The organism is Croceibacterium mercuriale (genome assembly GCF_000802385.1).
Taxonomy (GTDB): domain Bacteria; phylum Pseudomonadota; class Alphaproteobacteria; order Sphingomonadales; family Sphingomonadaceae; genus Croceibacterium; species Croceibacterium mercuriale.
In genome coordinates this window covers 660,464-680,957 of record NZ_JTDN01000001.1, presented here as the reverse complement: position 1 = coordinate 680,957, position 20,494 = coordinate 660,464, and the positions used below count along the sequence as shown (strand labels likewise).

Here is a 20,494-nt window from a genome sequence, read left to right as displayed (position 1 = left end):
CTGGGTGCAGCGGCGCAGCGGGCCGGCAGAATGGGGTAAGGCGGCAGGCGCAGCGGGGCGCGGCCTGCAGGGTGGCGCCGACGGAAGGCGCCCGGAAGCGTGCCGGACGCGCTATTCGCGCGCGCGGTCTGCCTTCAGGTAGATCGTGACCGCAGCCACGGCCGGACGCGCACGCGGCACAGGCCCTGCCCGTTGCTCGCCCAACCGGGTGGCCGGGGCAGCGCCGATCAGGCGGACCACCGCCACCGGGGCGGATGCCACCGGCGGTGCCATCGCCTGATCCGCAGCCACCACCACCTGCGCAGCCTGCGCAGGCGTGCCGATTGCGGCAAAGCCGGCACACAGGGCCAGGAAGGTCAGCAAATGGCGGATCATCGGTCGCGGAAATAGGGCACCCTGCCCGGTTCGTCCAGATGGCAACAGGTGCGTTTACCCGGACAAGGCGTGCCGGTATGGGCATCGGCGATGGATATCGCCCGCTCGCCGCTCGCCCAGCCCTTCCCTGCCATTCCGCCGATCGCCGGCGTCACGCTGCGGATTGCCCGGGCACGCTACAAGGATTGGGACCGGGCCGACCTGACCTATGCCGAACTGGCACCGGGCACGGCCGTCGCCGGACTGTTCACGAAGAATATCTGCTGTTCCAGCGAGGTGGAGCTGGGGCGCGAACAGATGAAGGGCGGCCGCGCCCGTGCATTGGTGGTCAATGCCGGCAATTCCAACGCCTTCACCGGCTATCGCGGGCGGGAGGCAGTGGAAGGGATCATGGCGCAGGTCGCCGACCATCTGGGCTGCGCGGCGGCAGAGGTGTTCGTCTCCTCCACCGGCGTGATCGGCGTGCCGTTGCCGCAGGACAAGGCCCGTGCCGGCATCGCGGCGGCGCTGACCTCCGAACCCTGTTCGTGGGAGGATGCGGCCGAAACCATCGGCACCACCGACACCTTCACCAAGGGCGCCGTGGCGCAGGCGGTGATCGGCGGGCGCACGGTGACGCTGGCCGGCATCATCAAGGGCAGCGGCATGATCGCGCCGGACATGGCGACCATGCTGGGCTACATCTTCACCGATGCCGCGGTGGAGCCTGCCTTCCTGCAAGCCTGCCTCAGCGCGGCGAACGAGCGAACCTTCAGCTGCATCACGGTCGACAGCGACACTTCCACCAGCGACACCGTGCTGGCCTTCGCCACCGGCGCCGCCGGCAATGCGCCGCTGGCCTCATTCGACAGCGAAGGCGCCGATGCCTTTGCCGCCGCCATCGCCGACATCTGCCGCCAGCTGGCGCTGCTGGTGGTGCGGGACGGCGAAGGCGCGCAGAAGCTGATCGAAGTGCGCGTGAGCGGCGCCGTCAGCGATGCCAGCGCCCGCCGCGTCGGACTGGCCATCGCCAACTCGCCCCTGGTGAAGACCGCCATCGCGGGCGAGGATGCCAATTGGGGCCGCGTGGTCATGGCCGTGGGCAAGGCGGGCGAGCCGGCCGATCGCGACCGCCTGTCCATCGGCTTCGGCGGTCACTGGACCGCGCGGGAAGGACAGCCGCTGGCGAATTATGACGAGGCACCCGTGGCCGAACATCTGACGGGGCGGGAGATTGCCGTCGCCGTCGACCTGGGCCTGGGTGACGGTCAGGCCGTCGTCTGGACCTGCGACCTCACCCATGGCTACATCGCCATCAATGCGGATTACCGATCATGAGCATGCTTGACCGAGAGATCCTGGCGCTGTGCCGGGACGTGACCGAACGCATCATCCTGCCCCGCTACCGCAACCTGCAGGAGGGCGAGGTAGAGGACAAGGGCGGCAACGACCCCGTCACCATCGCCGACAGGGAAGCCGAGATCGCGCTGTTCGCGGCGCTGGCCCGACTGGAGCCAGGCATCGGTCATGTGGGGGAGGAAGCGACCTTTGCCGATCCCGCCGCGATCGAGCAGCTGCGCGGTCCGTGCTGGATCGTCGATCCGATCGACGGCACGCGCAATTTCGCCAGCGGACAGCCGCCCTTCGGCATCATGATCGCGCGCGCCGATGGCGGACTGGTGCAATCGGGCTGGATCTTCGACTGCCTGACGGAACGGTTCTGCGCCGCGCATCGGGCCGGCGGCGCCTTCGTGGATGGGGAGCGGATCACCGTCCGCACCACCGGCGCCGAGGTGCCGGTCGCGGCGATCTCGCTGATCTTCCTGGATGACGCGCACCGCCAGCGTGTGCTGGATGGCCTGGGTCCGCACTACACCCTGGCCGACATTCCCTACTGCGCGGCCGAGCAATATCCGCGGCTGGCGCTGGGCACGAACGACGTGTCGATCTTCGAACGGACGCTCGCCTGGGACCATGCGGCAGGCACGTTGTGGCTGGAGGAAGCCGGCGGCAAGGCAGCCCGCAATGACGGCAGCCCATATCGGGTAGACGAGTGGGACCGCCGCGGGCTGATCGCCGCCGCCAGCCCGGCGATCTGGCACGCCATGGCCGACCGCCTGAACGCGCTGTAGGGGCCGGCGCGATGAGATCGCGCTGTTTGCGATTGAATTGCAGCAGCAAGTGATTAGGTGGACACATCGCTATCGAGGATTGCATTGTGTCCACTGCCCGCCCCGCCCCTCGCCCGCTGACCGTGCTGGCCCGCCGGAACGTGACGCCCAACATGTTGCGGGTCACGCTGGGCGGGCCGGGCCTGGCCGGCTTCCCCGCAGGGCAGGCGGGCGGCTACCTCAAGCTGCGCTTACCGACCGGCACCGGCCGGCCATGTGTGCGCACCTATACCATCAGCGCGCAACGCGATGGCGAACTCGATGTCGACTTCGCGCTGCATGCTGATCCGCAGGGCCATGCCGGCCCGGCAACCCGCTGGGCCATCGGTGCCCGGACAGGCGAGGTGCTGGAAGTCGGCGGGCCGGGCCAGGCCAAGCCGTTGCCGCCGGGCCACGATTTCTACCTGATCGCGGGGGACATGACCTCGCTCCCGGCCATCGCCGTCAACCTTGCGGCCCTGCCCGCCGAAGCGCGCGGCTTCGCGGCGATCGAGATCAGCGATGCGGCCGACCGGCAGGACCTGCCCTGTCCGGCCGGGGTGGAGATCGCGTGGCTGGTCAAGGAACCGGGCAGCGATCCCGACCTGCTCGCCCGCACGCTGCGCGGGCAAGCCGTGCCTGCCGGATCGCTCTACGCCTGGGTGGCATGCGAGTTCGCCGCGATGCGCGCCCTGCGCAGCTACCTGCGCGAGGAGCGCGGCCTGGGGCCGGACCGGCTGTACATTTCCAGCTACTGGCAGGCCGGCAGCACCGAGGACCGCCACCGGGAGGTCAAGCGCGCTGACATGGAGGCGCTGGCGGCCTGAGCTTCAGACCGGCAGCCCGACATAGTTTTCCGCGATGCTGGTCTGTGCCGCCCGGCTGCTGGCGATGTAGTCCAGCTCCGCCACCTGCATGGCGCGTTCAAACGGGCCATCCTCCGGAAAGCGGTGCATCAGCCGGGTCAGCGACCAGCTGAACCGTTCCGCCTTCCATACCCGCGCCAGCGCCTTGTCCGAATAGCCGCCGATCGCATCCGGGTCATTCGCGCCGAAGAACGCGCGTAGCGCCTCCGTCGCATAGTACACGTCGCTGGCCGCCAGGTTCAGCCCCTTGGCGCCGGTCGGCGGCACGATATGGGCGGAATCGCCGCACAACAGCAGCGAGCCATGCCGCATGGGTGCGAACACATAGGATCGCAGCGGCGCGATGCTCTTCTCGATGCTCGGCCCACGGGTGATGTGCGCGGCCGCCTCGGGCCCCAGCCGGGTCGCCAGCTCGTCCCAGATCCGCTCGTCCGGCCAGTCCTCCAGCCGGTCGGTCAACGGCACGTCGACATAATACCGGCTGCGCGTCGGACTGCGCTGGCTGGCGAGCGCGAAACCGCGTTCGTGATTGGCATAGATCAGCCCGGCGCCGCAGGGCGGCACATCGGCCAGGATGCCCAGCCACCCGAACGGGTAGACCCGCTCGTACTCGCGGCCGACACTGGCCGGCACCGCCCGGCGGCTCGGCCCGTGGAACCCGTCGCAGCCGACCACGAACCGCGCCTCGACCCGGTGCTCGGTTCCGTCACTGCTGGTATAGGTCACGAACGGCGCGTCGGTGGCCACATCGTGCAGCGTGACGCCTTCTGCGCCATAGATCACCTGCAGCCCGCGCGCATCGCAGGCTTCCATCAGGTCGCGGGTCAGCTCGGTCTGGCCATAGACGGTCACCTGCTGACCGACGAGGTCCATCAGGTCGATGTGGATCAGCCGCTCGCCATCGGCCAGACTGAACTCGCCATGCGGCATCCCCTCCGCCTTCAGCCGGGCATCCAGGCCCAGCTGCTCCATCAGGGATACGGTGATCCGCTCCAGCACGCCGGCGCGGATGCGGCCGAGCACGTAACCGGGGGAACGCTGCTCCACCACCACGCAGTCGATGCCCTCGGCCCGCAGCAGATGCCCCAGCAACAGCCCGGCGGGCCCGGCACCGACGATGCAGACCTGTTTGCGCAAGGTGCTCATATCGGGAAATGTCCTGCCTGCGTCTCGACCGTGATCCAGCGCAGTTCCGTGAACGCGTCGATCCCCGCCTTGCCACCGAAACGGCCGTATCCGCTGGCCTTGGTGCCGCCGAACGGCATCTGCGCCTCGTCATGTACGGTGGGCCCGTTGACGTGGCAGATGCCGGACTGGATCTGCCGCGCCACCTTCAGCCCGTTGGCGATGTCGCGGGTGAAAACGGCCGCTGACAGACCATACTCGGTGTCGTTGGCCAGTTCGATCGCATGCGCCTCGTCCCGGGCGCGGGCAATGCCGACCACCGGGCCGAAGCTTTCGTCGCGGAACAGCTTCATGTCAGGCGTCACCCGGTCCACCAGATGCGCGGGCATCAGCACGTTGGCAGTCGTCTCGCCCCCCACCAGCAGCTCGGCGCCCTGCGCCACCGCATCCTCGACCAGCGCCATGCAGTGATCCACCGTCTTGCGGTCGACCACCGCGCCCAGCGGCGTGTTGCCGGCGGCGGGATTGCCCACCTCCATGGTCCGCACCTTGTCCGCCAGCTTTGCCACAAAGGCATCGGCGACCGCATCGACCACGATGATCCGTTCGGTGGACATGCAGATCTGCCCCTGGTTCATGAACGCCCCGAAAGCCGCCGCCTTCACCGCTTCGTCCAGATCGGCATCGGCCAGCACCACGAACGGGGCCTTGCCGCCCAGTTCCAGCAGCACCGGCTTCAGGTGCCCGGCCGCCCGCTGCGCGATGATCCGGCCAACGCCTGTGCTGCCGGTGAAGTTGATGCGCCTCACCTGCGGCGAGTCGATCAACGCGCCGACGACCTCTGCCGCGTCTTCCGGCGCATTGCTGACGACGCTGACGGTGCCTTCCGGGAAGCCTGCCTCGGCAAAGGCTTCGATGATCAGCGCGTGGGTGCGCGGGCATTGCTCGCTCGCCTTCAGGATTACCGCATTGCCGCAGGCCAGCGGCACCGCGATCGCGCGCACGCCCAGGATGATCGGCGCATTCCATGGCGCGATGCCCAGCAGCACGCCCACCGGCTCCCGCAGCCCCATCGCCAGACAGCCCGGCTTGTCGGACGGAATCACCTCGCCGCCGATCTGCGTGGTCAGGGATGCCGCCTCCCGCACCATGCCGGCCGCAAGCTGCAGGTTGAACATCGCCCAGCCCGCGGTCGCGCCGATCTCGCCCATCATGGCGGCAACGAACGCGTCCTTCTTCGCCTCCAGCGCGGCAGCCGCCTTCATCAGCACGGTCCGGCGGGCATTGGGGCCGAAGGTCGACCACTTGGCGAACCCGGCCTGCGCCTGCGCGGCGATGGCGGGAATATCGGCGGCGTGCATCGCCGGCGCCTCCGACGCGACCGCGCCGGTGACGGGATTGTGGCGAGCAAAACTGCGCGGGTTCTCGGCGTTCATCGGTGGCCTCTCCATGACCTGCTTTGTTATTAAACATAGCGGTATGCGGATCGGCCTGCAAGCGGCACGGCAAGGCACGCGGGATCAGCGTGCTGACGCCGTCGCCGTGGGCCCGGGAGCGGGTGATGCGATATGTATCTGAAGGATGGTAGCGGAGGAGGGACTCGAACCCCCGACACGCGGATTATGATTCCGCTGCTCTAACCGGCTGAGCTACTCCGCCCCGAAGGGAAAGCCGCGCCACATGGGCGTCGGCAAGGCGGCGCGTTTACGAAGGACCTGCGCGTTGGTCAACCGCGAAAAGGCCAGCTTTTTACATGGCTCCACGGACCCCCGGCATAGACATGCAGGCCCAGGCCCGCGAAGCGGAAAGCCTCGGCCCGGATCTCGGCCCCAAGCTGGGCCTGCAGAGCCTTCGCGGCAGCGGGCGTGACCTTGTTCTGCACTGTGACGTGCAGCCGGGGACGATGCTGGTCCTGCGCGCTCAGCAGCGACCAGAACCGTTCCGCCAGACCCTCCCGCAGGGCAAGCAGAGCGGGGCTGGCCAGGCGGATTGCCGTGCCGCGTCCCAGCGACATCACGCCTTCGACCTGCCCATCAGGCGCCGGACCGGCGGCCAGGCGCGCCAGCACCTCGCGCAGTTCCGCCTCGCACGAAGGCGGCAGGGCATGGAACAGGGTGACATGGGCGGACAGGTAGTTGCGCTCCGGCGGGAAGTGCGCCTGCCGCAGTGCATTCATCCGCGCCTGCAGGGCCGGCGGCAGCTCGGCCGTCACGATCAGCGCGCCACCGGCGCTTCCGTACCCGCTCAAGCAGGTGTGCAGTCGGCAGGCATTGTTTCGGGCATCGGATGGCACTGCATCGGCATGGCTCCTTCATCGCGCGCACGACTGACGCGCGAAGCGGCCTCCCTGTTCCGGAGCGTGCCGTCTACTCGATCTCGCCCCGTTGCCGGCGCAGCGCGAACCAGCGCGCCACGTTGCGGTTGTGCTCCTCCAGCGTGGCGGCGAACACATGGCCGCCCTTGCCGTCCGCCACCATGTAGAGCGCCTGGGTTGCCGCCGGGTTCAGCACCGCCTCGATGGAGGCGCGCCCGGGATTGGTGATCGGTCCGCGCGGCAGACCGGCCATGCTGTAGGTGTTATAACCATTCACCGCCGCGATTTCGGACTGGCGGATGCGGCGGCCCAGCGGCCGGCCCTGCGTCAGGGGGTAGATGATCGTGGGATCGGCCTGCAGCCGCATCCCTTGCCGCAGCCGATTGGAATACAGGCCGGCGACCATGCGTCGTTCGGCGGGTACGCCGGTTTCCTTCTCGACGATGGAGGCCAGCGTCAGCGCCTCCTGCGGGCTGCGGACCGCGATGTCCTTTGCCCGGGCCGCCCACAGTTCCGCCAGCGTGCGGCGCATGCCTGCCTGCATCCGGGCCAGCACGGCGGTCCGGGCCTCGCCACGTTCGAAGTCGTAGCTTTGCGGCAGCACGCTGCCTTCTGGCGGCACGGAGACGGTCCCGGTCAGCAAGGGCTCCGCCAGCAGCCGTTCCCGCACGAGCACCGACGGCATGCCTTCGGGAATGGTGACGAAGCGGCGGATCACCTCGCCATGCTGCAAGGTATCGAGGATGGCCGCCGCGCTGCTGCCGGCGGGCAGCAGGAACTCGCCTGCCTTCACCGGGTCGCTGCCGCCCAGGACCCGCGCCCGCAGCAGGAACGTGCCGGCGGAGCCGACCAGCTCCTCTGCCCCCAGCCGCCGGGCTACCTCCGCCAGCGTCGCGCCGTTCGGCACGATGAAGGTGGTATCCTCCTCCACGCGGGAGGTGATCCACCAGCCCCCCACGAACCAGCCGCCGGCCGCGGCGACGACGATCGCGAGCGCGATCGCAAGCAGGCAGCCGGTGCGGCGCATGTTATTCGGGACGCACCAGCACCAGGCTGGCATTGGTGCCGCCGAAACCGAAGCTGTTGTTCAGCACCGCGCGGATCTCCCGCTTCTTGGCCTGATGCGGCACCAGGTCCACGCCCACGCAATTCTCGGACGGATTGTCCAGGTTCAGCGTCGGCGGGGCGATCTGGTCGCGCATGGCCAGGATGCAGAAGATGCTTTCCACCGCCCCCGCGCCACCCAGCAGGTGACCGATGGCAGATTTGGTGCTGCTCATGCTGACATTGGCCATCGCATCGCCGAACAGCCGGCGGACGGCACCCAGTTCCAGTTCGTCGCCCAGCGGCGTGGAGGTGCCGTGCGCGTTGATGTAGTCGATGTCGTCCGGCGTCATGCCGGCTTTCTTCAGTGCCATCTGCATGGACCGGAACGCGCCCGAGCCTTCCGGATGCGGCGCGGTCACGTGATAGGCATCGCCCGACAGGCCATAGCCGACCACTTCGGCATAGATCTTCGCGCCGCGCGCCTTGGCGTGCTCGTACTCCTCCAGCACCACCACGCCCGCGCCTTCGCCCATCACGAAGCCGTCGCGATCCACGTCGTACGGGCGGCTCGCCCGTTCCGGCGAGTCGTTGAAGCCGGTGGACAGGGCCCGCGCCTGCGCGAAGCCGGCAATGCCGATCGGGCAGATCGTGCCCTCGGCACCGCCCGCCAGCATGATGTCGGCATCATCGTCGCGGATCATGCGCGCCGCATCGCCAATGGAGTGTGCGCCGGTGGAGCAGGCCGTCACCACCGCATGGTTCGGCCCCATCAGGCCGTACTTGATGGATACCTGCCCGCTGATCAGGTTGATCAGGCGGCCATGCACGAAATGCGGGGACACGCGCGACGGGCCCTTGGCGGCCAGCACCAGCGATTCCTTCTCGATCCCCGGCAAGCCGCCGATGCCCGATCCGATGGAACAGCCCGCGCGGAACCGGGTCGCCTCGTCCATGTCGAGCAGGCCGGCATCCTCGATCGCCTGGCCGGCCGCGTCGATGCCATAGATGATGAACGGATCGACCTGCCGCTGCACCTTGTGATCCACGCGCTGGTCGGGGTCGAAGCCCCACGGATGATCCTTGCCCTTCACCTCGCAGGCGATGCGACACTTCTGGTCGGATGCGTCGAAATGGGTGATCGGACCGGCGCCGCTCTTGCCGGCGATGATGTTCGCCCAGGTGGTTTCAACGTCCGCACCCAAGGGGGTAACGAGCCCCAGACCGGTTACGACCACTCGCCGCATAGTTCATCCTCTCAACGCATGTCCGCCGGATCGGCCGGCTTGTCCCCAAACGCACCAAGGCCCAGCCGCCAGGAAATCCCGGGGGCCGAGCCTTGAGTACCCGTCCGCGCCGGCGCGTGCCGTCGCGGCGGAACGGGTCCGGCAGGGGCGCAGCCGCACGGCCACCGCCCCCGACAGCTTACCCCTTGTGCTCTTCGATATACTTGTTGGCATCGCCCACGGTGTTGATCTTCTCGGCGGCGTCGTCCGGGATCTCGACCCCGAACTCTTCCTCGAAAGCCATCACCAGCTCGACGATGTCGAGGCTGTCCGCACCCAGATCATCGATGAAGCTGGCGTCCGGCGTGACCTTGTCCTCTTCGACGCCCAGATGTTCGACGACGATCTTCTTCACGCGGTCGGCGGTATCGCTCATGTTGTGCCCTCTTTGAAACACGAAGAAACTGTAGTTGGTCCGTTGCCCTAATGAACGCGGCGGAGGCTGGCAAGTGCCGCAGGGCGGCGCAAATTCGCGCCGGTCAGGCGCCTGCCTGATCCACCCGCACCGTTTCCGCCGCGCCGGCACCGGCCGCAGCCCTGGCCCCTTGATCGGCGGTGCGGATGTGCAGCTCGCGCAGTTGGCGCGGGCTGGCCGGGGTCGGCGCGCCCATCATCAGGTCCTGCGCACGCTGGTTCATCGGGAAGGCGATCACTTCACGGATGTTCGGCTCGTCCGCCAGCAGCATCACGATCCGGTCGATCCCCGGCGCGGAACCGCCATGCGGCGGCGCGCCCAGCTTGAACGCCTCGATCATGCCGCTGAAATTGGCGTCGACCTCGGCCTGCGAATAGCCGGCCAGCTCGAACGCCTTGTACATGATGTCCGGCCGGTGATTCCGGATGGCGCCGCTCGACAGTTCGTAACCGTTGCAGACGATGTCGTACTGCCACGCCAGGATATCCAGCGGATCCTGGGTTTCCAGTGCCTCCATCTCGCCCTGCGGCATGGAGAACGGATTGTGGCTGAAATCGACCTTCTTCTGCTCCTCGTCATATTCGAACATCGGGAAGTCGACGATCCAGCAGAACTTGAAGCAGCCCTGCTCGATCAGGCCCAGCTCCTCGCCCACGCGGGTGCGGGCAGCCCCGGCCAGCTTGGCCGCGTCCTTCTCCTTGCCCGCGGCGAAGAACAGCCCGTCGTCCGGGCCCAGGCCCAGCGCGTCATACAGCTGCGCCATCCGGTCCGCGCCGTGGTTCTTGGCGATCGGCCCGCCGAACTCGCCACCCTTACGCGTGACGTAGCCCAGCCCGGCAAAACCTTCACGCTTCGACCAGTCGTTCATGTCGTCGAAGAACTTGCGGCTGCGATCGGCGGTGTTCGGCGCGGGGATCACCCGCACCACGCCACCGCCGCCCACGATCTTGGCAAAGATGCCGAAGCCGCTTTCCGTGAACTCGGCCGACACGTCGCTGATCACCAGCGGGTTGCGCAGGTCCGGCTTGTCGCTGCCATACTTCAGCATGGACTCGGCATAAGGAATGCGCGGGAAGGTGCCCGCCGGCGTCACCGTCTTGCCGCCGCCGAATTCCTCGAACACGCCGGCCAGCACCGGCTCGATGGCGTTGAACACATCGTCCTGCGTGACGAAGCTCATCTCGAAATCGAGCTGGTAGAATTCCGGCGAGCGATCGGCCCGCAGATCCTCGTCGCGGAAGCAGGGCGCGATCTGGAAATAGCGGTCGAACCCGGCGACCATCAGCAGCTGCTTGAACATCTGCGGCGCCTGCGGCAGCGCATAGAAGGTGCCCGGATGCAGCCGGCTGGGCACCAGATAGTCGCGCGCGCCTTCCGGGCTGCTGGCGCCCAAGATCGGCGTCTGGAATTCGGTGAAGCCCTGGTCTGTCATCCGCCGACGCAGTGCCGTGATCACCTGGCTGCGCAGGATGATGTTGCGGTGCAGGCGTTCCCGCCGCAGATCGATGAAGCGGTACTTCAGCCGGATGTCTTCCGGATATTCCTGGTCGCCCGCCACCGGCAGCGGCAGTTCGTCCGCCCGGCTCTGCACCGTCACCGCGCGGGCATAGACCTCGATCGCGCCGGTCGGCAGGTTCGCGTTCACCGTGCCTTCGCTGCGCGCCTTCACGTCGCCGTCGATGGTGATCACGCTTTCCACCCGCAGGCCTTCCAGCACGGGCAGCGCGGGGCTGTCCTCGTCCACCACGATCTGGGTGATGCCGTAATGGTCGCGCAGGTCGACGAACAGCACGCCGCCATGGTCGCGCTTGCGGTGCACCCAGCCCGACAGGCGAACGCTTTCGCCGACATGATCCTGCCGCAGGGCGGCGCACGTATGGGTCCGGTAGGTATGCATGATGGCGCTCATAGCGAAAGTCACGACCGGGACAAGCGCGCGAACACAGCGCTTCTCCGGGGACAATCGCGCAGCCAGCCATTGGCGCGGGGCCCGGCAGTCGCTAACGGCCATCGGTTATGAAGATCCATCCGCTGATCACGGATACGCAGTCGCTCGCAGAACTGTGCACCCGCCTCGCTCAAAGTGATTTCGTCGCCGTGGACACGGAGTTCATGCGCGAGAACACATTCTATCCGCTGCTGTGCCTGGTGCAGATCGGCAACGAGGAGGAGGCCGCGGCGATCGATCCGCTCGCGCCGGGCATCGACCTGGCCCCCCTGCTCGAACTGCTGACCAACAACGAGGACGTGCTGAAGGTCTTCCATGCCGGCGGGCAGGATGTGGAGATCATCTACAACCTGACGGGCAAGACCCCTCACCCCATCTTCGACACGCAGATCGCCATGATGGCGGTCAGCCAGTCCGAACAGATCGGCTATGCCAACCTGGTCGAAAGCTGGATGAACAAGGTGATCGACAAGGGCGCCCGGTTCACGGACTGGAGCCGCCGCCCGCTGAGCGAACGCCAGATCGAATATGCGATCGGCGATGTCACCTATCTGGCCAAGATCTTCCCGCGCCTGCTGAAGAAGCTGATCAAGACCGGCCGCGGGCAATGGCTGGATGCGGAGATGGAGCGGCTCGCCGATCCGGCGAACTACGCCAACGAAGTGGACGAGGCCTGGCACCGCATCCGCCCGCCCAGCCGCAATGCCGCGGTGCTGGGCCGGCTGAAGGCGCTGGCCGCCTGGCGGGAGAAGGAGGCGCAGGGCAAGGACATCCCGCGTGGCCGCATCATGCGCGACGAGACGCTGGCCGACCTCGCCAGCCAGCCGCCGAAGAAGCAGGAGGAACTCGCCAAGGTGCGCGGCCTCAGCCAGGCATGGCGCGACAACGATATCGGCCGACGCCTGATGAAGGTGCTCGAATCTGCCGAGGACCTGCCGGCCGACGAGATGCCCGACCGGCCGCAGCGCGGCCCCGCGCTGGGCAAGGAAGGCGCACTGGTGGCCGACCTGCTGAAGCTGCTGCTGAAGATCCGCAGCCGGGAGATCGACGTCGCCCCGCGCCTGCTCACCCGGTCGGACGAGCTGGAGCTGCTCGCCGCAGGCGTGCGCAAGCTGCCGGTGCTGGAAGGCTGGCGCTATGACACGTTCGGGCGCGACGCGCTGGACCTGGTGGAAGGCAAGCTGGCCTTTGCGGTCGAGAACGGGCGGCTGAAGATGACCCATATCGACGACGCCGTGCCGGCGTCGGCCCCCACCTCGGCCGCTGCCGCTGCCGCAGCAATCGACGAGACCGACCCGGAGTGACCGGGCGATGAGCACCTACCTTCCCACCATCAAGCAGCTGCAATATCTCGTCGCGCTGCACCAGTCGGGGCATTTCGGGCGCGCGGCCGAGGCCTGCTTCGTCTCGCAATCCACCCTGTCGGCCGGCATCCGCGAGCTCGAATCGCTGCTGGGCGTCACGCTGGTCGAACGCAGCCGGCGCGTGGTCCGCTTCACCCCCCTCGGCAATCAGGTGGTGGCGAAGGCGCATCGTCTGCTGCGCGAGGCGGAGGAGCTGTCCGAGCTGGTGCAATCCGCCGGCATGCCGCTGGTGGGCGAGCTGCGGATGAGCGTGATCCCCACGATCGCCCCGTTCCTGCTGCCGCGCATGCTGCCCCGGCTGCGTAAGGAGCGGCCACAGCTGAAACTGTTCCTGCGGGAGGAGACCAGCGATGCGGCGATCGAGTCGCTGCATCAGGGCCGCGCCGATTGCGTGCTGCTCGCCCTGCCCTACGCGACCGGAGAGGTGGAGCACGAGCATATCTGCGACGATCCGCTGCTGGTCGCATTCCCCAAGGATGATCTGCGCGATCCGCCCAGCATCATCCTGCCGGGCACGATCGACCAGGGGCGACTGCTGCTGCTGGAGGACGGACACTGCCTGCGCGACCATGCGCTGGCCGCCTGTGACCGGCCGGGCGTGCGGGCCAGCGCCACGATGATCGGCACCAGCCTGCATACGCTGGTGCAGATGGTGGACAATGGCCTGGGCCTGACCATGCTGCCGCAGATGGCGATCGATGCCGGCATCCTGAACGGCACCAACATCATCGCCCGTCCGCTGCAATCGGACCATGCCAGCCGGGAGATCGCGCTGGTCTGGCGCCGCAACAGCCCCCGCGGAGAGGAATTCCGGCTCCTGGCGCAGGAACTGCGCGCAGGCTGAGCGGCGCGCTGATCTGTCGGCAGAACGCCACGCAGGGCGTGCCCCGCCTGCCGATCCACATACGACAAGGCACGCCTCGCAATGATCGCGAGGCGTGCCTGTCAGTCATTCATGCATGGCCAGCCGGTTAGTGCCGGCCGGCCATGTCGAAGGTCAGCCTACCTCGCCGGCAACCGGCGAACCGATGCCCAGCAGGCCCAAGATGCCTTCCAGCTGCCCCAGCAGGGATGCGTCGGTGCCGGCGAGCTGGACGACCGTGTTGCCGGCCAGCGTGATCTCCAGCAGCCCGTCGCCGCCAACGATCACATCGACCAGGCTGAGATTGGTGCCCGGCTCGAACGCAATGATGTCCGCACCGATGAACGTGCCGAGAAGGCCGGTGTCGAAGTCGACGATCACATCCTCGCCGCCGCTACCCAGCACGAAGGTATCGATGCCGGCGCCACCGACGAAATAATCCACGCCCGTGCTGCCATACAGCGTGTCGTTGCCGTCCATGCCGTACAGTTCGTTGTTGTTGCCACCCGTGGCGCGCAGAATGTCGTTGCCACTCTGGCCATAGATGAAGCTCGAACCTTCGCCAATGACGATGCCGGTCAGCGTGTCGTCGGTACCCAGGTTGAGGCCGGCAACATCACCACCGTAGATCTCGTTGTACACCGTCGAACCGGCAGCCCCCTGAATCGTGGCCGTGACCGTGTCGATGCCGGCACCGGCCTCGACATAGTTATATGCTACGGTCCCGACGCCACCCGTGGTGGACGCGTTCATCGTGATGTTGTCGCCACCGGTGCCGCCATAGGCTTCCTGCCACAGGTTGCCGCCACCGTTCAGGGCTGCCGTCATGTTGATCGTGTCGGCGCCATCGCCGCCGACAGCATAGGACTCCAGCAGCGTATCCGAGAACCCGTTCGACAGAGTGGTATTGGTAGTGATCGTGTCACCACCGATACCGCCATTCAGAACCGAGCCGAGATACCGTGCGCCCGCATTCACGTTCGCCGACAGGATGTCGGCACCGAGTTCGCCATTCTGATAGATGAATAGATCATCCGTGCGATTGGTGATCGTCGTGGAAACCGTGTCTCCGCCGCCGCCCGCATTCACGGTGACGTTGTTGGCCGTGACGGTGATGGTGTCAGCAGCGCCCGTGCCGGTGATCGTTGCGTTGTCGGTGATCCCGTTGATCACGGCGAAGATGTCGTTCTTGCGTGCCATAGTGCTACACTCCACACTGGTAACTGGGTCTTGCGGACCTCCTCGCTGGCAGAAAAGAATTATGGTTTCCAGAAAGATATGATCTTAGGTAATCGTCTGTCCGACAGGATACATCCCCGTCTTTTTTCGAGACAGCGGCCTGAACTGTTCGATAGAATACAGAAGAAAGTTTGGGCGGGACTTTGTCTTGCAGCTGCAATTCGGACCCGGCAATCTCTTCCTCCCACACAGAAACGCGCCGGCAGGGGATCCCTGCCGACGCGTCTGGCCAAGTCCGGCGCAGCCATCTGGCTGCACCGGCTATGACATGGGTTTCAGCCGAACAGCAGTGCTTCGTCCGCGATCGTCACGCCCTGCAGCAGAACGCTGCCACCATCGGCGAAGGTCACGAACGTGCTGCCGTTGGAGATTGCCAGCGAGTCGATGGTCTGCCCATCCGTCAGCACCAGCGTGTCGCTCCCGACCTGGAAGTCGGTGATCACGTCCGCGCCATTGTTCAGACCGATGAAGAAACGGTCTGCTTCGGTACCACCGCTCATGATGTCGATCCCGGTGCCGCCGAACAGCGTGTCGTTGCCGCCCTGGCCGTACAGCTCGTTGTAAAAGCCGCCGATCACCTGCAGCACGTCAGCGCCCGAGCCGCCCGCAATGTAGCTCTCGCCGTAGCCACCTTCGGTCCGCGCGATGATGATGTCGTTGCCGATCCCGCCGGACACTTCGTTGATCAGGTAGTCATCACCGTCACCGAAGGCCGTCGCGAAGATCGTGTCGTCACCGGTGCCGCCGTCGGCATAGTTGTACGCCAGTTCGACATCGGTGCCTTCCAGCACGCGTGCAGTCATGGTGACAGTGTCGTTGCCGGTACCGGCATAAACCTCGTTGTTGATGTTGCCGCCGCTCACGCTGCTCAGCGTGGCATCAACGTCGATCACGTCATCGCCGGTGCCGCCGGTCAGATAGTTCTCGATCAGGACCGTGGCATCTGCGTCTTCGTTGGTCAGCGTGCTGTTCACGGACAGCCGATCCGCGCCAGTGCCACCGTCCAGCTGCGTGTAGGCATAGTTGGTGAAAGCGTTGATCAGCACCGACATCGTGTCATTGCCGGTCCCGCCATTCTGGATCGCGTACAGCTCACCCGTGTAACCGCGCCCCAGCAGGCCGGTGGTCAGGGTGTCATTCCCCACAAGGCCGTTCAGCGTGGTCCGGTTGGTGCCGGTGTTCAGCGTATCATCGCCGGTGGTGCCGTTGACAACCACAGGCTCATTCTCGGCCTGAATAAAAGCGGCAGTATCGAACATCGAAGCCATACAATCTCCTGAGACTAAACCAGCTGCCAGCAAGTTTTCGCCCATTGCTTCGATATTCTTAAATCGAGCAAGCGCAACTTCGGCCGGCGGCGGGCACTTGGGACTTCCTTAGACCCTTTGTTGTGCGGCAGGTTAATGCCCGCTTCCGAGGTAAGTTCCATCCCTCAATCAGGCACGTCCACTTTCAGGACAGATTGCGTCGGTAAGCGTACAAAGTCATCCCGATTGCAATTGATCGCCCACGCAGAAGCCGGCCAGCCTGCGCCGACCGGCAACGGCATCGCCGGCTCCGATAATGTCAGTCCATGTGCTTGAGGCCGACGCGCAGGTAATCCCACCCGGTCACCAGCGTCAGGATCGCGGCGCCCCACAGGCTCACCAGGCCGCACAGCCGGATCCATGCTTCCGCCGGCAGCGCGCCGGCCAGGATCAGCGCACCCAGCGCGATCAGCTGCAGCGTGGTCTTCCATTTGGCCAGCTTGCTGACCGGCACGCTCACCTGCAGCCCGCCCAGAAATTCGCGCAGGCCAGACACCGCGATCTCGCGAATCAGGATGATCAGCCCCGCAACTGCATGCAGGTCCCCGACATAGGGCCCAGTCAGCTGCCCCTTCGCCGTCAGCACCAGGATGACGGCGGCCACCATGATCTTGTCGGCGATCGGGTCCAGGAAGATGCCCAGCCGGCTGACCGCCCCGCTGGAGCGGGCCAGCAGCCCGTCGAAATAGTCGGTAATGCCCATCAGGCAGTACAGCGCGAAAGCCAGGGCATAGCCCGCGTGCCAGGCGGGCCACCACAGCAAGGCGGCGAGCAGGGGGACCGCGACGATGCGCGACAGGCTGAGGAGGTTGGGCAGCGTAAGCATTGTGCCTGCCCTAGCGCGTCCGGGCTCCGACAAAAAGCGTCGCATGCGGCTTGTTCTTGCCGGTCACGTGGCTAGGAACGCTGCTGCCATGCTCACCTCCCTTCACCTGCTGCGCAAGCGGCGCTTTCTGCCGCTGTTCGCCACGCAGCTGCTGAACGCGTTCAACGACAACCTGTTCAAGAACGCCATGGTGCTGTTCGTGGTCTACACCTTCTACGATTCGCAGGCGGAGGAAGCGCAGTTCAGCGCCATCGCCTCGGGCGTGTTCATCCTGCCCTTCTTCCTGCTCTCGGCGCTCGCGGGGCAGCTGGCGGACCTGACGGACAAGGCGGCGATCATCCGCCGGGTCAAGGCGGCGGAGATCGGCATCATGGTGGTGGGCGCCGCCGGGCTGTACCTGGCGTGGCAGAGCGGGCGCGACAGCGACTTCGCCATGCCCCTGCTGCTGGCGGCGCTGTTCGCCATGGGCGTCCATTCCACCTTCTTCGGCCCGATCAAATACGCCATCCTGCCCCAGCACCTGAAACGGGAAGAGGTTCTGGCCGGCACCGGGCTGGTGGAGGCTGGCACCTACGTCGCCATCCTGGCCGGCACCATCCTGGCGGGCTACATCTCCGTCCGCTGGGCTGCGCTGGTGGTGATCGTGGCGGCGCTGATCGGCTATGTCACCAGCCTGCAGGTGCCCCCTGCGCCCCCGTTCGAGAAGCACGGCAAGCTGGACCTCAATGTCTTGCGGTCGTCCATTACCCTGATCCGCAACACCACCGCCCAGCGGGAGGTGTTCTACGCCATCCTGGCGATCAGCTTCTTCTGGACGATCGGCGCGGTCCTGTTCATCCAGTTTCCGCCCCTGGCCAAGAACGTGCTGAACGCCAGCAAGGAGGTCGCCAGCCTGTTTCTGGTGATCTTCTCCGTCGGGGTGGCAATTGGATCGGTCGCGATCAACACGCTGCTGAAGGGCGAGGTGTCGGCCCGCCATGCGCCGGTCTCGGTGCTGTTCATGGGCGGGTTCGTCGCGGTGTTCTATTTCGTGTGCCGTGCCTGGGAACGGCAAGCGACACCGACCGGCCTGCTGGATGTGCCCGGCTTCCTGGCACAGCCACTCGCGCCGCTGGTGCTCGGCACGCTGCTGCTGATCGCCATTGCCGGTGGCATGTTCGTGGTCCCGCTCTACGCCTTCCTGACCACCAAGTGCGATCCCTCGCAGGCGGCCCGCACGGTGGCGGCGAACAACATTGTCAATTCCGGCGCGATGGTGGTCGGGTCGCTGATCGCCGGCGGCCTCTCGGCGCTGGGCATCCCGCTGGTCGAGCAATTGCTGCTGAGCGCCGGGATGTCCGTCATCTCGGCGTGGTTGGGTGCCCTGCTGCACCGGGCGGAGCGTCTGGCCGCCGCTCCCGCCTGATCCGGCCTTGAACGATCAGGCCGGGCCTTTGGGGTCCAGCGCCGTCCCCGGCGCAAGGCCACCCCTGCCATACAGGTAGCTGGAGTCGAACATGCCGTACTCCTCCAGTCGGCGCCGGTCCGAGACATAGAGCGTGCCCCGGCGCAATTCGCCGATCCCTTCCTTGCGCAGCTGCGCCAGTGCCCGGTTCATGTGAATGGCGGTGGTGCCGCACATGTCGGCCAGATCAGCCTGGATCAGCGGTGTCCGCACGCTGTCATTCCGGCCCAGACCCACATGGTCCAGCCGCTGCCACAATTCGGCAAAGACATGCGCCACCCGCCGGGCGGCGGTCAGCTGCTCCAGCTTCATGATCCACTCGCGATGGATTGCAGCATCAAGCAGCGTCGCGAACCACAGGATGCGCGCCAGATGCGGCTCCTTCTGCATGACCTCTTCCAACCGCTCGTGCGGCACGATCCCGACCCGCGCGGGACCGGCGGCCACGAGATCGTGATCCAGCCGCTTCAGCGCGAAGCCATGCAGATCGACGAAGTCTCCCGGGACCTGCAGGCCCAGGATGAAACGGCGGGAGCCCTCTTGCCCGGTGCGCATCATGTAGCCATCGATCAGGATCGTGCTGTGATCGACCAGCTGGCCGCGGTGCAGCATGATGGCGCCGGCTTCGACGGACCTGGTCTCGACAACCAGCTCTTCCAGCAGCTGCCGTTCCCTTGCGCTGATGGAATGTCGCAGGCGGCCCATCAGGAATCGTCCGGTCAGCGGAAAGGCAGCCAGTTCATCGGCAATGCTCTCATCGGTCCCGAAGACGACAGCACCCGTCGACAATCCGTCGGTAAGCTCTCCCTTCACGCCGCGCTCCCGGCTCCGGGGCGCCCGCCCCTGCTATCGAGCCGGACCACTGCGCGATCCTCCAGCCAGTCGACCAGATGATTGCTGCCCGGCCACACCTGGCCTTCCGGCGGATTGGTCATTTCGTGATCGGCGTCGGTCGGCTCACGCAGCTTGCGCCAGGCCCCGGACGATCCATCCCCGCGGCGGCATGGCGCGATCAGGCCCATCAGTGCAAATGCCCGCAGCCAACGCTCCGGCGCCGGCTGGTTCCAGGTGACATGGAACTGCGCCGCGTCGGCCAGCAAAGCGTCCAGCTGCTCCAGCGGCGGCAGCGGACGGGCGCGATATTGATGCAGTGCGACGGCACCTTCGATCCAGCGCGGGGGCATCCCGCGAGCGGCCGCACGCCGCGCCAGGTCCGCCTCGCCGACCGAAAGCGTCCGGTAGGCTTCGTCGAACCCGCCCAAAGCCTGCAGGTCAGCCACCCGGATCGCCCAGTTCGCGCCCCACAGGCCCGTCGCAGTTCCGTCAGCCGGCACCAGGCCGGCTGACGGCACCGGCCGATCGGGATGCGTCTGCGCATCGTCCGCCAGTGCCACCAGATCGGGAACCATCGGCAGGTGCGGGCCGCGCTTCTCAGGCTGCTGCGCTGCCGGCGGCAGGAAGCCGATCCCGCCGGCCATGATGCCGCGCTGCCGCTGGGCGGCGGCGGCGTAATCGTCCATCATCGTGGTCGTGGCCATGCATTGCGGGTCCAGGAATACCAGCAATTCACCCTGGGCCTCGTGCGTCAGCGTATTGCGGACAACCATCGGTCCGGTGCCTTCGGGCAGACGCAATTGCCGGATCGGAAAACTGGCCTGCGGGAGGCGAAGCCGAGCCTCGCCAGTGACGGCTACGATCACCTCGCGCGGGGGGCGCGCGGAAAGGCGCAGCGACAGCAGGGTCTGTTCAAGCGCCTGGGCGGCGCGGCTTTCCTGCGCCGCATACGCGTCACCATCCATGTCGAACGGCATTGCCCAAGCGATACAGACGGAAATAGTCATGGCCTGATCATTGTCTCCAACCCCTCACGGCCGCCCCTCATCGGCGGTGCCATGCACACGGCACGGGCCACCTTACCGGAAACAACCACATGCTTGTTAACCTGTGATA

Annotated in this window: 19 protein-coding genes and 1 tRNA gene; 6 read left to right on the top strand and 14 right to left on the bottom strand. The window is 66.6% G+C overall.

The genetic code is table 11. The annotated features are described in order from the left end of the window. Positions 1-111 precede the first annotated feature (111 nt). Positions 112-375 carry a hypothetical protein gene (locus tag PK98_RS03120; RefSeq protein WP_039094218.1) on the bottom strand — a complete coding sequence of 88 codons (264 nt, stop codon included), beginning with the start codon at positions 373-375 and terminating at the stop codon, positions 112-114. 90 nt (positions 376-465) lie between these two features. Here PK98_RS03120 and argJ point away from each other — a divergent pair, with 90 nt between their 5' ends. The 3 genes from argJ (at position 466) to PK98_RS03105 (ending at position 3,331) form a co-directional block, all read left to right on the top strand. Continuing rightward, positions 466-1,692: a bifunctional glutamate N-acetyltransferase/amino-acid acetyltransferase ArgJ gene (gene argJ, locus PK98_RS03115; RefSeq protein WP_039094216.1), complete on the top strand. Its 1,227-nt coding sequence runs from the start codon at positions 466-468 to the stop codon at positions 1,690-1,692. Continuing rightward, complete coding sequence (locus PK98_RS03110; protein WP_039094214.1) at positions 1,689-2,486, top strand: inositol monophosphatase family protein; 798 nt, start codon at positions 1,689-1,691, stop codon at positions 2,484-2,486. Before argJ ends, PK98_RS03110 begins: the two co-directional genes overlap by 4 nt. 86 nt (positions 2,487-2,572) lie before the next feature. Further along, positions 2,573-3,331: a siderophore-interacting protein gene (locus PK98_RS03105; protein ID WP_039094212.1), complete on the top strand. Its 759-nt coding sequence runs from the start codon at positions 2,573-2,575 to the stop codon at positions 3,329-3,331. Between the two features lie 3 nt (positions 3,332-3,334). On the opposite strand, the gene pobA is transcribed toward PK98_RS03105, so the two are convergent. From pobA to aspS, 8 genes are all read right to left on the bottom strand, one after another. Next, positions 3,335-4,507, bottom strand: a complete 1,173-nt coding sequence (gene pobA, locus PK98_RS03100; protein WP_039096166.1) for a 4-hydroxybenzoate 3-monooxygenase — start codon at positions 4,505-4,507, stop codon at positions 3,335-3,337. A gap of 5 nt (positions 4,508-4,512) precedes the next feature. Further along, positions 4,513-5,931, bottom strand: a complete 1,419-nt coding sequence (locus tag PK98_RS03095) for an aldehyde dehydrogenase (RefSeq protein WP_039094210.1) — start codon at positions 5,929-5,931, stop codon at positions 4,513-4,515. A 146-nt stretch (positions 5,932-6,077) separates the two neighbouring features. After that, positions 6,078-6,154 (bottom strand) — tRNA-Met (locus PK98_RS03090). 67 nt (positions 6,155-6,221) lie between these two features. Continuing rightward, the gene (locus PK98_RS03085; RefSeq protein WP_039094208.1) at positions 6,222-6,743 is read right to left on the bottom strand and encodes a 2'-5' RNA ligase family protein; all 522 of its coding nucleotides are present in this window, start codon (positions 6,741-6,743) and stop codon (positions 6,222-6,224) included. Between the two features lie 118 nt (positions 6,744-6,861). Then, positions 6,862-7,836: an endolytic transglycosylase MltG gene (mltG, locus tag PK98_RS03080; RefSeq protein ID WP_039094206.1), complete on the bottom strand. Its 975-nt coding sequence runs from the start codon at positions 7,834-7,836 to the stop codon at positions 6,862-6,864. Position 7,837: 1 nt separating this feature from the next. Then, positions 7,838-9,100 carry a beta-ketoacyl-ACP synthase II gene (fabF, locus tag PK98_RS03075; RefSeq protein WP_039094204.1) on the bottom strand — a complete coding sequence of 421 codons (1,263 nt, stop codon included), beginning with the start codon at positions 9,098-9,100 and terminating at the stop codon, positions 7,838-7,840. 178 nt (positions 9,101-9,278) lie between these two features. After that, positions 9,279-9,515 (bottom strand): acyl carrier protein, encoded by a 237-nt coding sequence (locus PK98_RS03070; RefSeq protein ID WP_039094202.1) that lies wholly within the window; start codon positions 9,513-9,515, stop codon positions 9,279-9,281. Positions 9,516-9,618: 103 nt separating this feature from the next. Continuing rightward, positions 9,619-11,451, bottom strand: coding sequence for an aspartate--tRNA ligase (gene aspS / locus PK98_RS03065; RefSeq protein WP_039096165.1), 1,833 nt, complete (start codon positions 11,449-11,451; stop codon positions 9,619-9,621). Positions 11,452-11,570: 119 nt separating this feature from the next. On the opposite strand from aspS, the gene rnd reads away from it, so the two are divergent. Together rnd and PK98_RS03055 are read left to right on the top strand one after the other, a co-directional pair. Beyond that, the gene (gene rnd, locus PK98_RS03060; RefSeq protein ID WP_039094200.1) at positions 11,571-12,806 is read left to right on the top strand and encodes a ribonuclease D; all 1,236 of its coding nucleotides are present in this window, start codon (positions 11,571-11,573) and stop codon (positions 12,804-12,806) included. Positions 12,807-12,813: 7 nt separating this feature from the next. After that, positions 12,814-13,710 (top strand): hydrogen peroxide-inducible genes activator, encoded by an 897-nt coding sequence (locus PK98_RS03055; RefSeq protein WP_039094198.1) that lies wholly within the window; start codon positions 12,814-12,816, stop codon positions 13,708-13,710. Between the two features lie 153 nt (positions 13,711-13,863). On the opposite strand, the gene PK98_RS03050 is transcribed toward PK98_RS03055, so the two are convergent. The 3 genes from PK98_RS03050 to pgsA all read right to left on the bottom strand — a co-directional run bounded on the left by PK98_RS03050 (position 13,864) and on the right by pgsA (position 17,100). Beyond that, positions 13,864-14,928, bottom strand: coding sequence for a calcium-binding protein (locus PK98_RS03050; RefSeq protein WP_039094196.1), 1,065 nt, complete (start codon positions 14,926-14,928; stop codon positions 13,864-13,866). A 314-nt stretch (positions 14,929-15,242) separates the two neighbouring features. Beyond that, complete coding sequence (locus PK98_RS03045; protein ID WP_152608518.1) at positions 15,243-16,226, bottom strand: calcium-binding protein; 984 nt, start codon at positions 16,224-16,226, stop codon at positions 15,243-15,245. A gap of 307 nt (positions 16,227-16,533) precedes the next feature. Then, positions 16,534-17,100: a CDP-diacylglycerol--glycerol-3-phosphate 3-phosphatidyltransferase gene (pgsA, locus tag PK98_RS03040; protein WP_039094193.1), complete on the bottom strand. Its 567-nt coding sequence runs from the start codon at positions 17,098-17,100 to the stop codon at positions 16,534-16,536. Between the two features lie 88 nt (positions 17,101-17,188). On the opposite strand from pgsA, the gene PK98_RS03035 reads away from it, so the two are divergent. Beyond that, positions 17,189-18,505 carry an MFS transporter gene (locus tag PK98_RS03035; RefSeq protein ID WP_039094191.1) on the top strand — a complete coding sequence of 439 codons (1,317 nt, stop codon included), beginning with the start codon at positions 17,189-17,191 and terminating at the stop codon, positions 18,503-18,505. Between the two features lie 15 nt (positions 18,506-18,520). Here the strand turns inward: PK98_RS03035 and PK98_RS03030 are convergent, their stop codons facing one another. Together PK98_RS03030 and PK98_RS03025 are read right to left on the bottom strand one after the other, a co-directional pair. After that, the gene (locus PK98_RS03030; protein WP_235425380.1) at positions 18,521-19,357 is read right to left on the bottom strand and encodes a Crp/Fnr family transcriptional regulator; all 837 of its coding nucleotides are present in this window, start codon (positions 19,355-19,357) and stop codon (positions 18,521-18,523) included. Further along, positions 19,354-20,385 carry a glycosyltransferase family protein gene (locus PK98_RS03025; protein ID WP_152608517.1) on the bottom strand — a complete coding sequence of 344 codons (1,032 nt, stop codon included), beginning with the start codon at positions 20,383-20,385 and terminating at the stop codon, positions 19,354-19,356. The genes PK98_RS03030 and PK98_RS03025 overlap by 4 nt, the downstream gene beginning before the upstream one ends. Positions 20,386-20,494: the final 109 nt, after the last annotated feature.

Excerpts from the sequence above, each read along its gene's own strand:
- PK98_RS03120 (WP_039094218.1), bottom strand. The coding sequence starts at position 375 with ATGATCCGCCATTTGCTGACCTTCCTGGCCCTGTGTGCCGGCTTTGCC.
- argJ (WP_039094216.1), top strand. The coding sequence starts at position 466 with ATGGATATCGCCCGCTCGCCGCTCGCCCAGCCCTTCCCTGCCATTCCG.
- PK98_RS03110 (WP_039094214.1), top strand. The coding sequence starts at position 1,689 with ATGAGCATGCTTGACCGAGAGATCCTGGCGCTGTGCCGGGACGTGACC.
- PK98_RS03095 (WP_039094210.1), bottom strand. The coding sequence starts at position 5,931 with ATGAACGCCGAGAACCCGCGCAGTTTTGCTCGCCACAATCCCGTCACC.
- mltG (WP_039094206.1), bottom strand. The coding sequence starts at position 7,836 with ATGCGCCGCACCGGCTGCCTGCTTGCGATCGCGCTCGCGATCGTCGTC.
- fabF (WP_039094204.1), bottom strand. The coding sequence starts at position 9,100 with ATGCGGCGAGTGGTCGTAACCGGTCTGGGGCTCGTTACCCCCTTGGGT.
- PK98_RS03070 (WP_039094202.1), bottom strand. The coding sequence starts at position 9,515 with ATGAGCGATACCGCCGACCGCGTGAAGAAGATCGTCGTCGAACATCTG.
- aspS (WP_039096165.1), bottom strand. The coding sequence starts at position 11,451 with ATGCATACCTACCGGACCCATACGTGCGCCGCCCTGCGGCAGGATCAT.
- rnd (WP_039094200.1), top strand. The coding sequence starts at position 11,571 with ATGAAGATCCATCCGCTGATCACGGATACGCAGTCGCTCGCAGAACTG.
- PK98_RS03055 (WP_039094198.1), top strand. The coding sequence starts at position 12,814 with ATGAGCACCTACCTTCCCACCATCAAGCAGCTGCAATATCTCGTCGCG.
- PK98_RS03050 (WP_039094196.1), bottom strand. The coding sequence starts at position 14,928 with ATGGCACGCAAGAACGACATCTTCGCCGTGATCAACGGGATCACCGAC.
- PK98_RS03045 (WP_152608518.1), bottom strand. The coding sequence starts at position 16,226 with ATGTTCGATACTGCCGCTTTTATTCAGGCCGAGAATGAGCCTGTGGTT.
- pgsA (WP_039094193.1), bottom strand. The coding sequence starts at position 17,100 with ATGCTTACGCTGCCCAACCTCCTCAGCCTGTCGCGCATCGTCGCGGTC.
- PK98_RS03035 (WP_039094191.1), top strand. The coding sequence starts at position 17,189 with ATGCTCACCTCCCTTCACCTGCTGCGCAAGCGGCGCTTTCTGCCGCTG.
- PK98_RS03025 (WP_152608517.1), bottom strand. The coding sequence starts at position 20,385 with ATGACTATTTCCGTCTGTATCGCTTGGGCAATGCCGTTCGACATGGAT.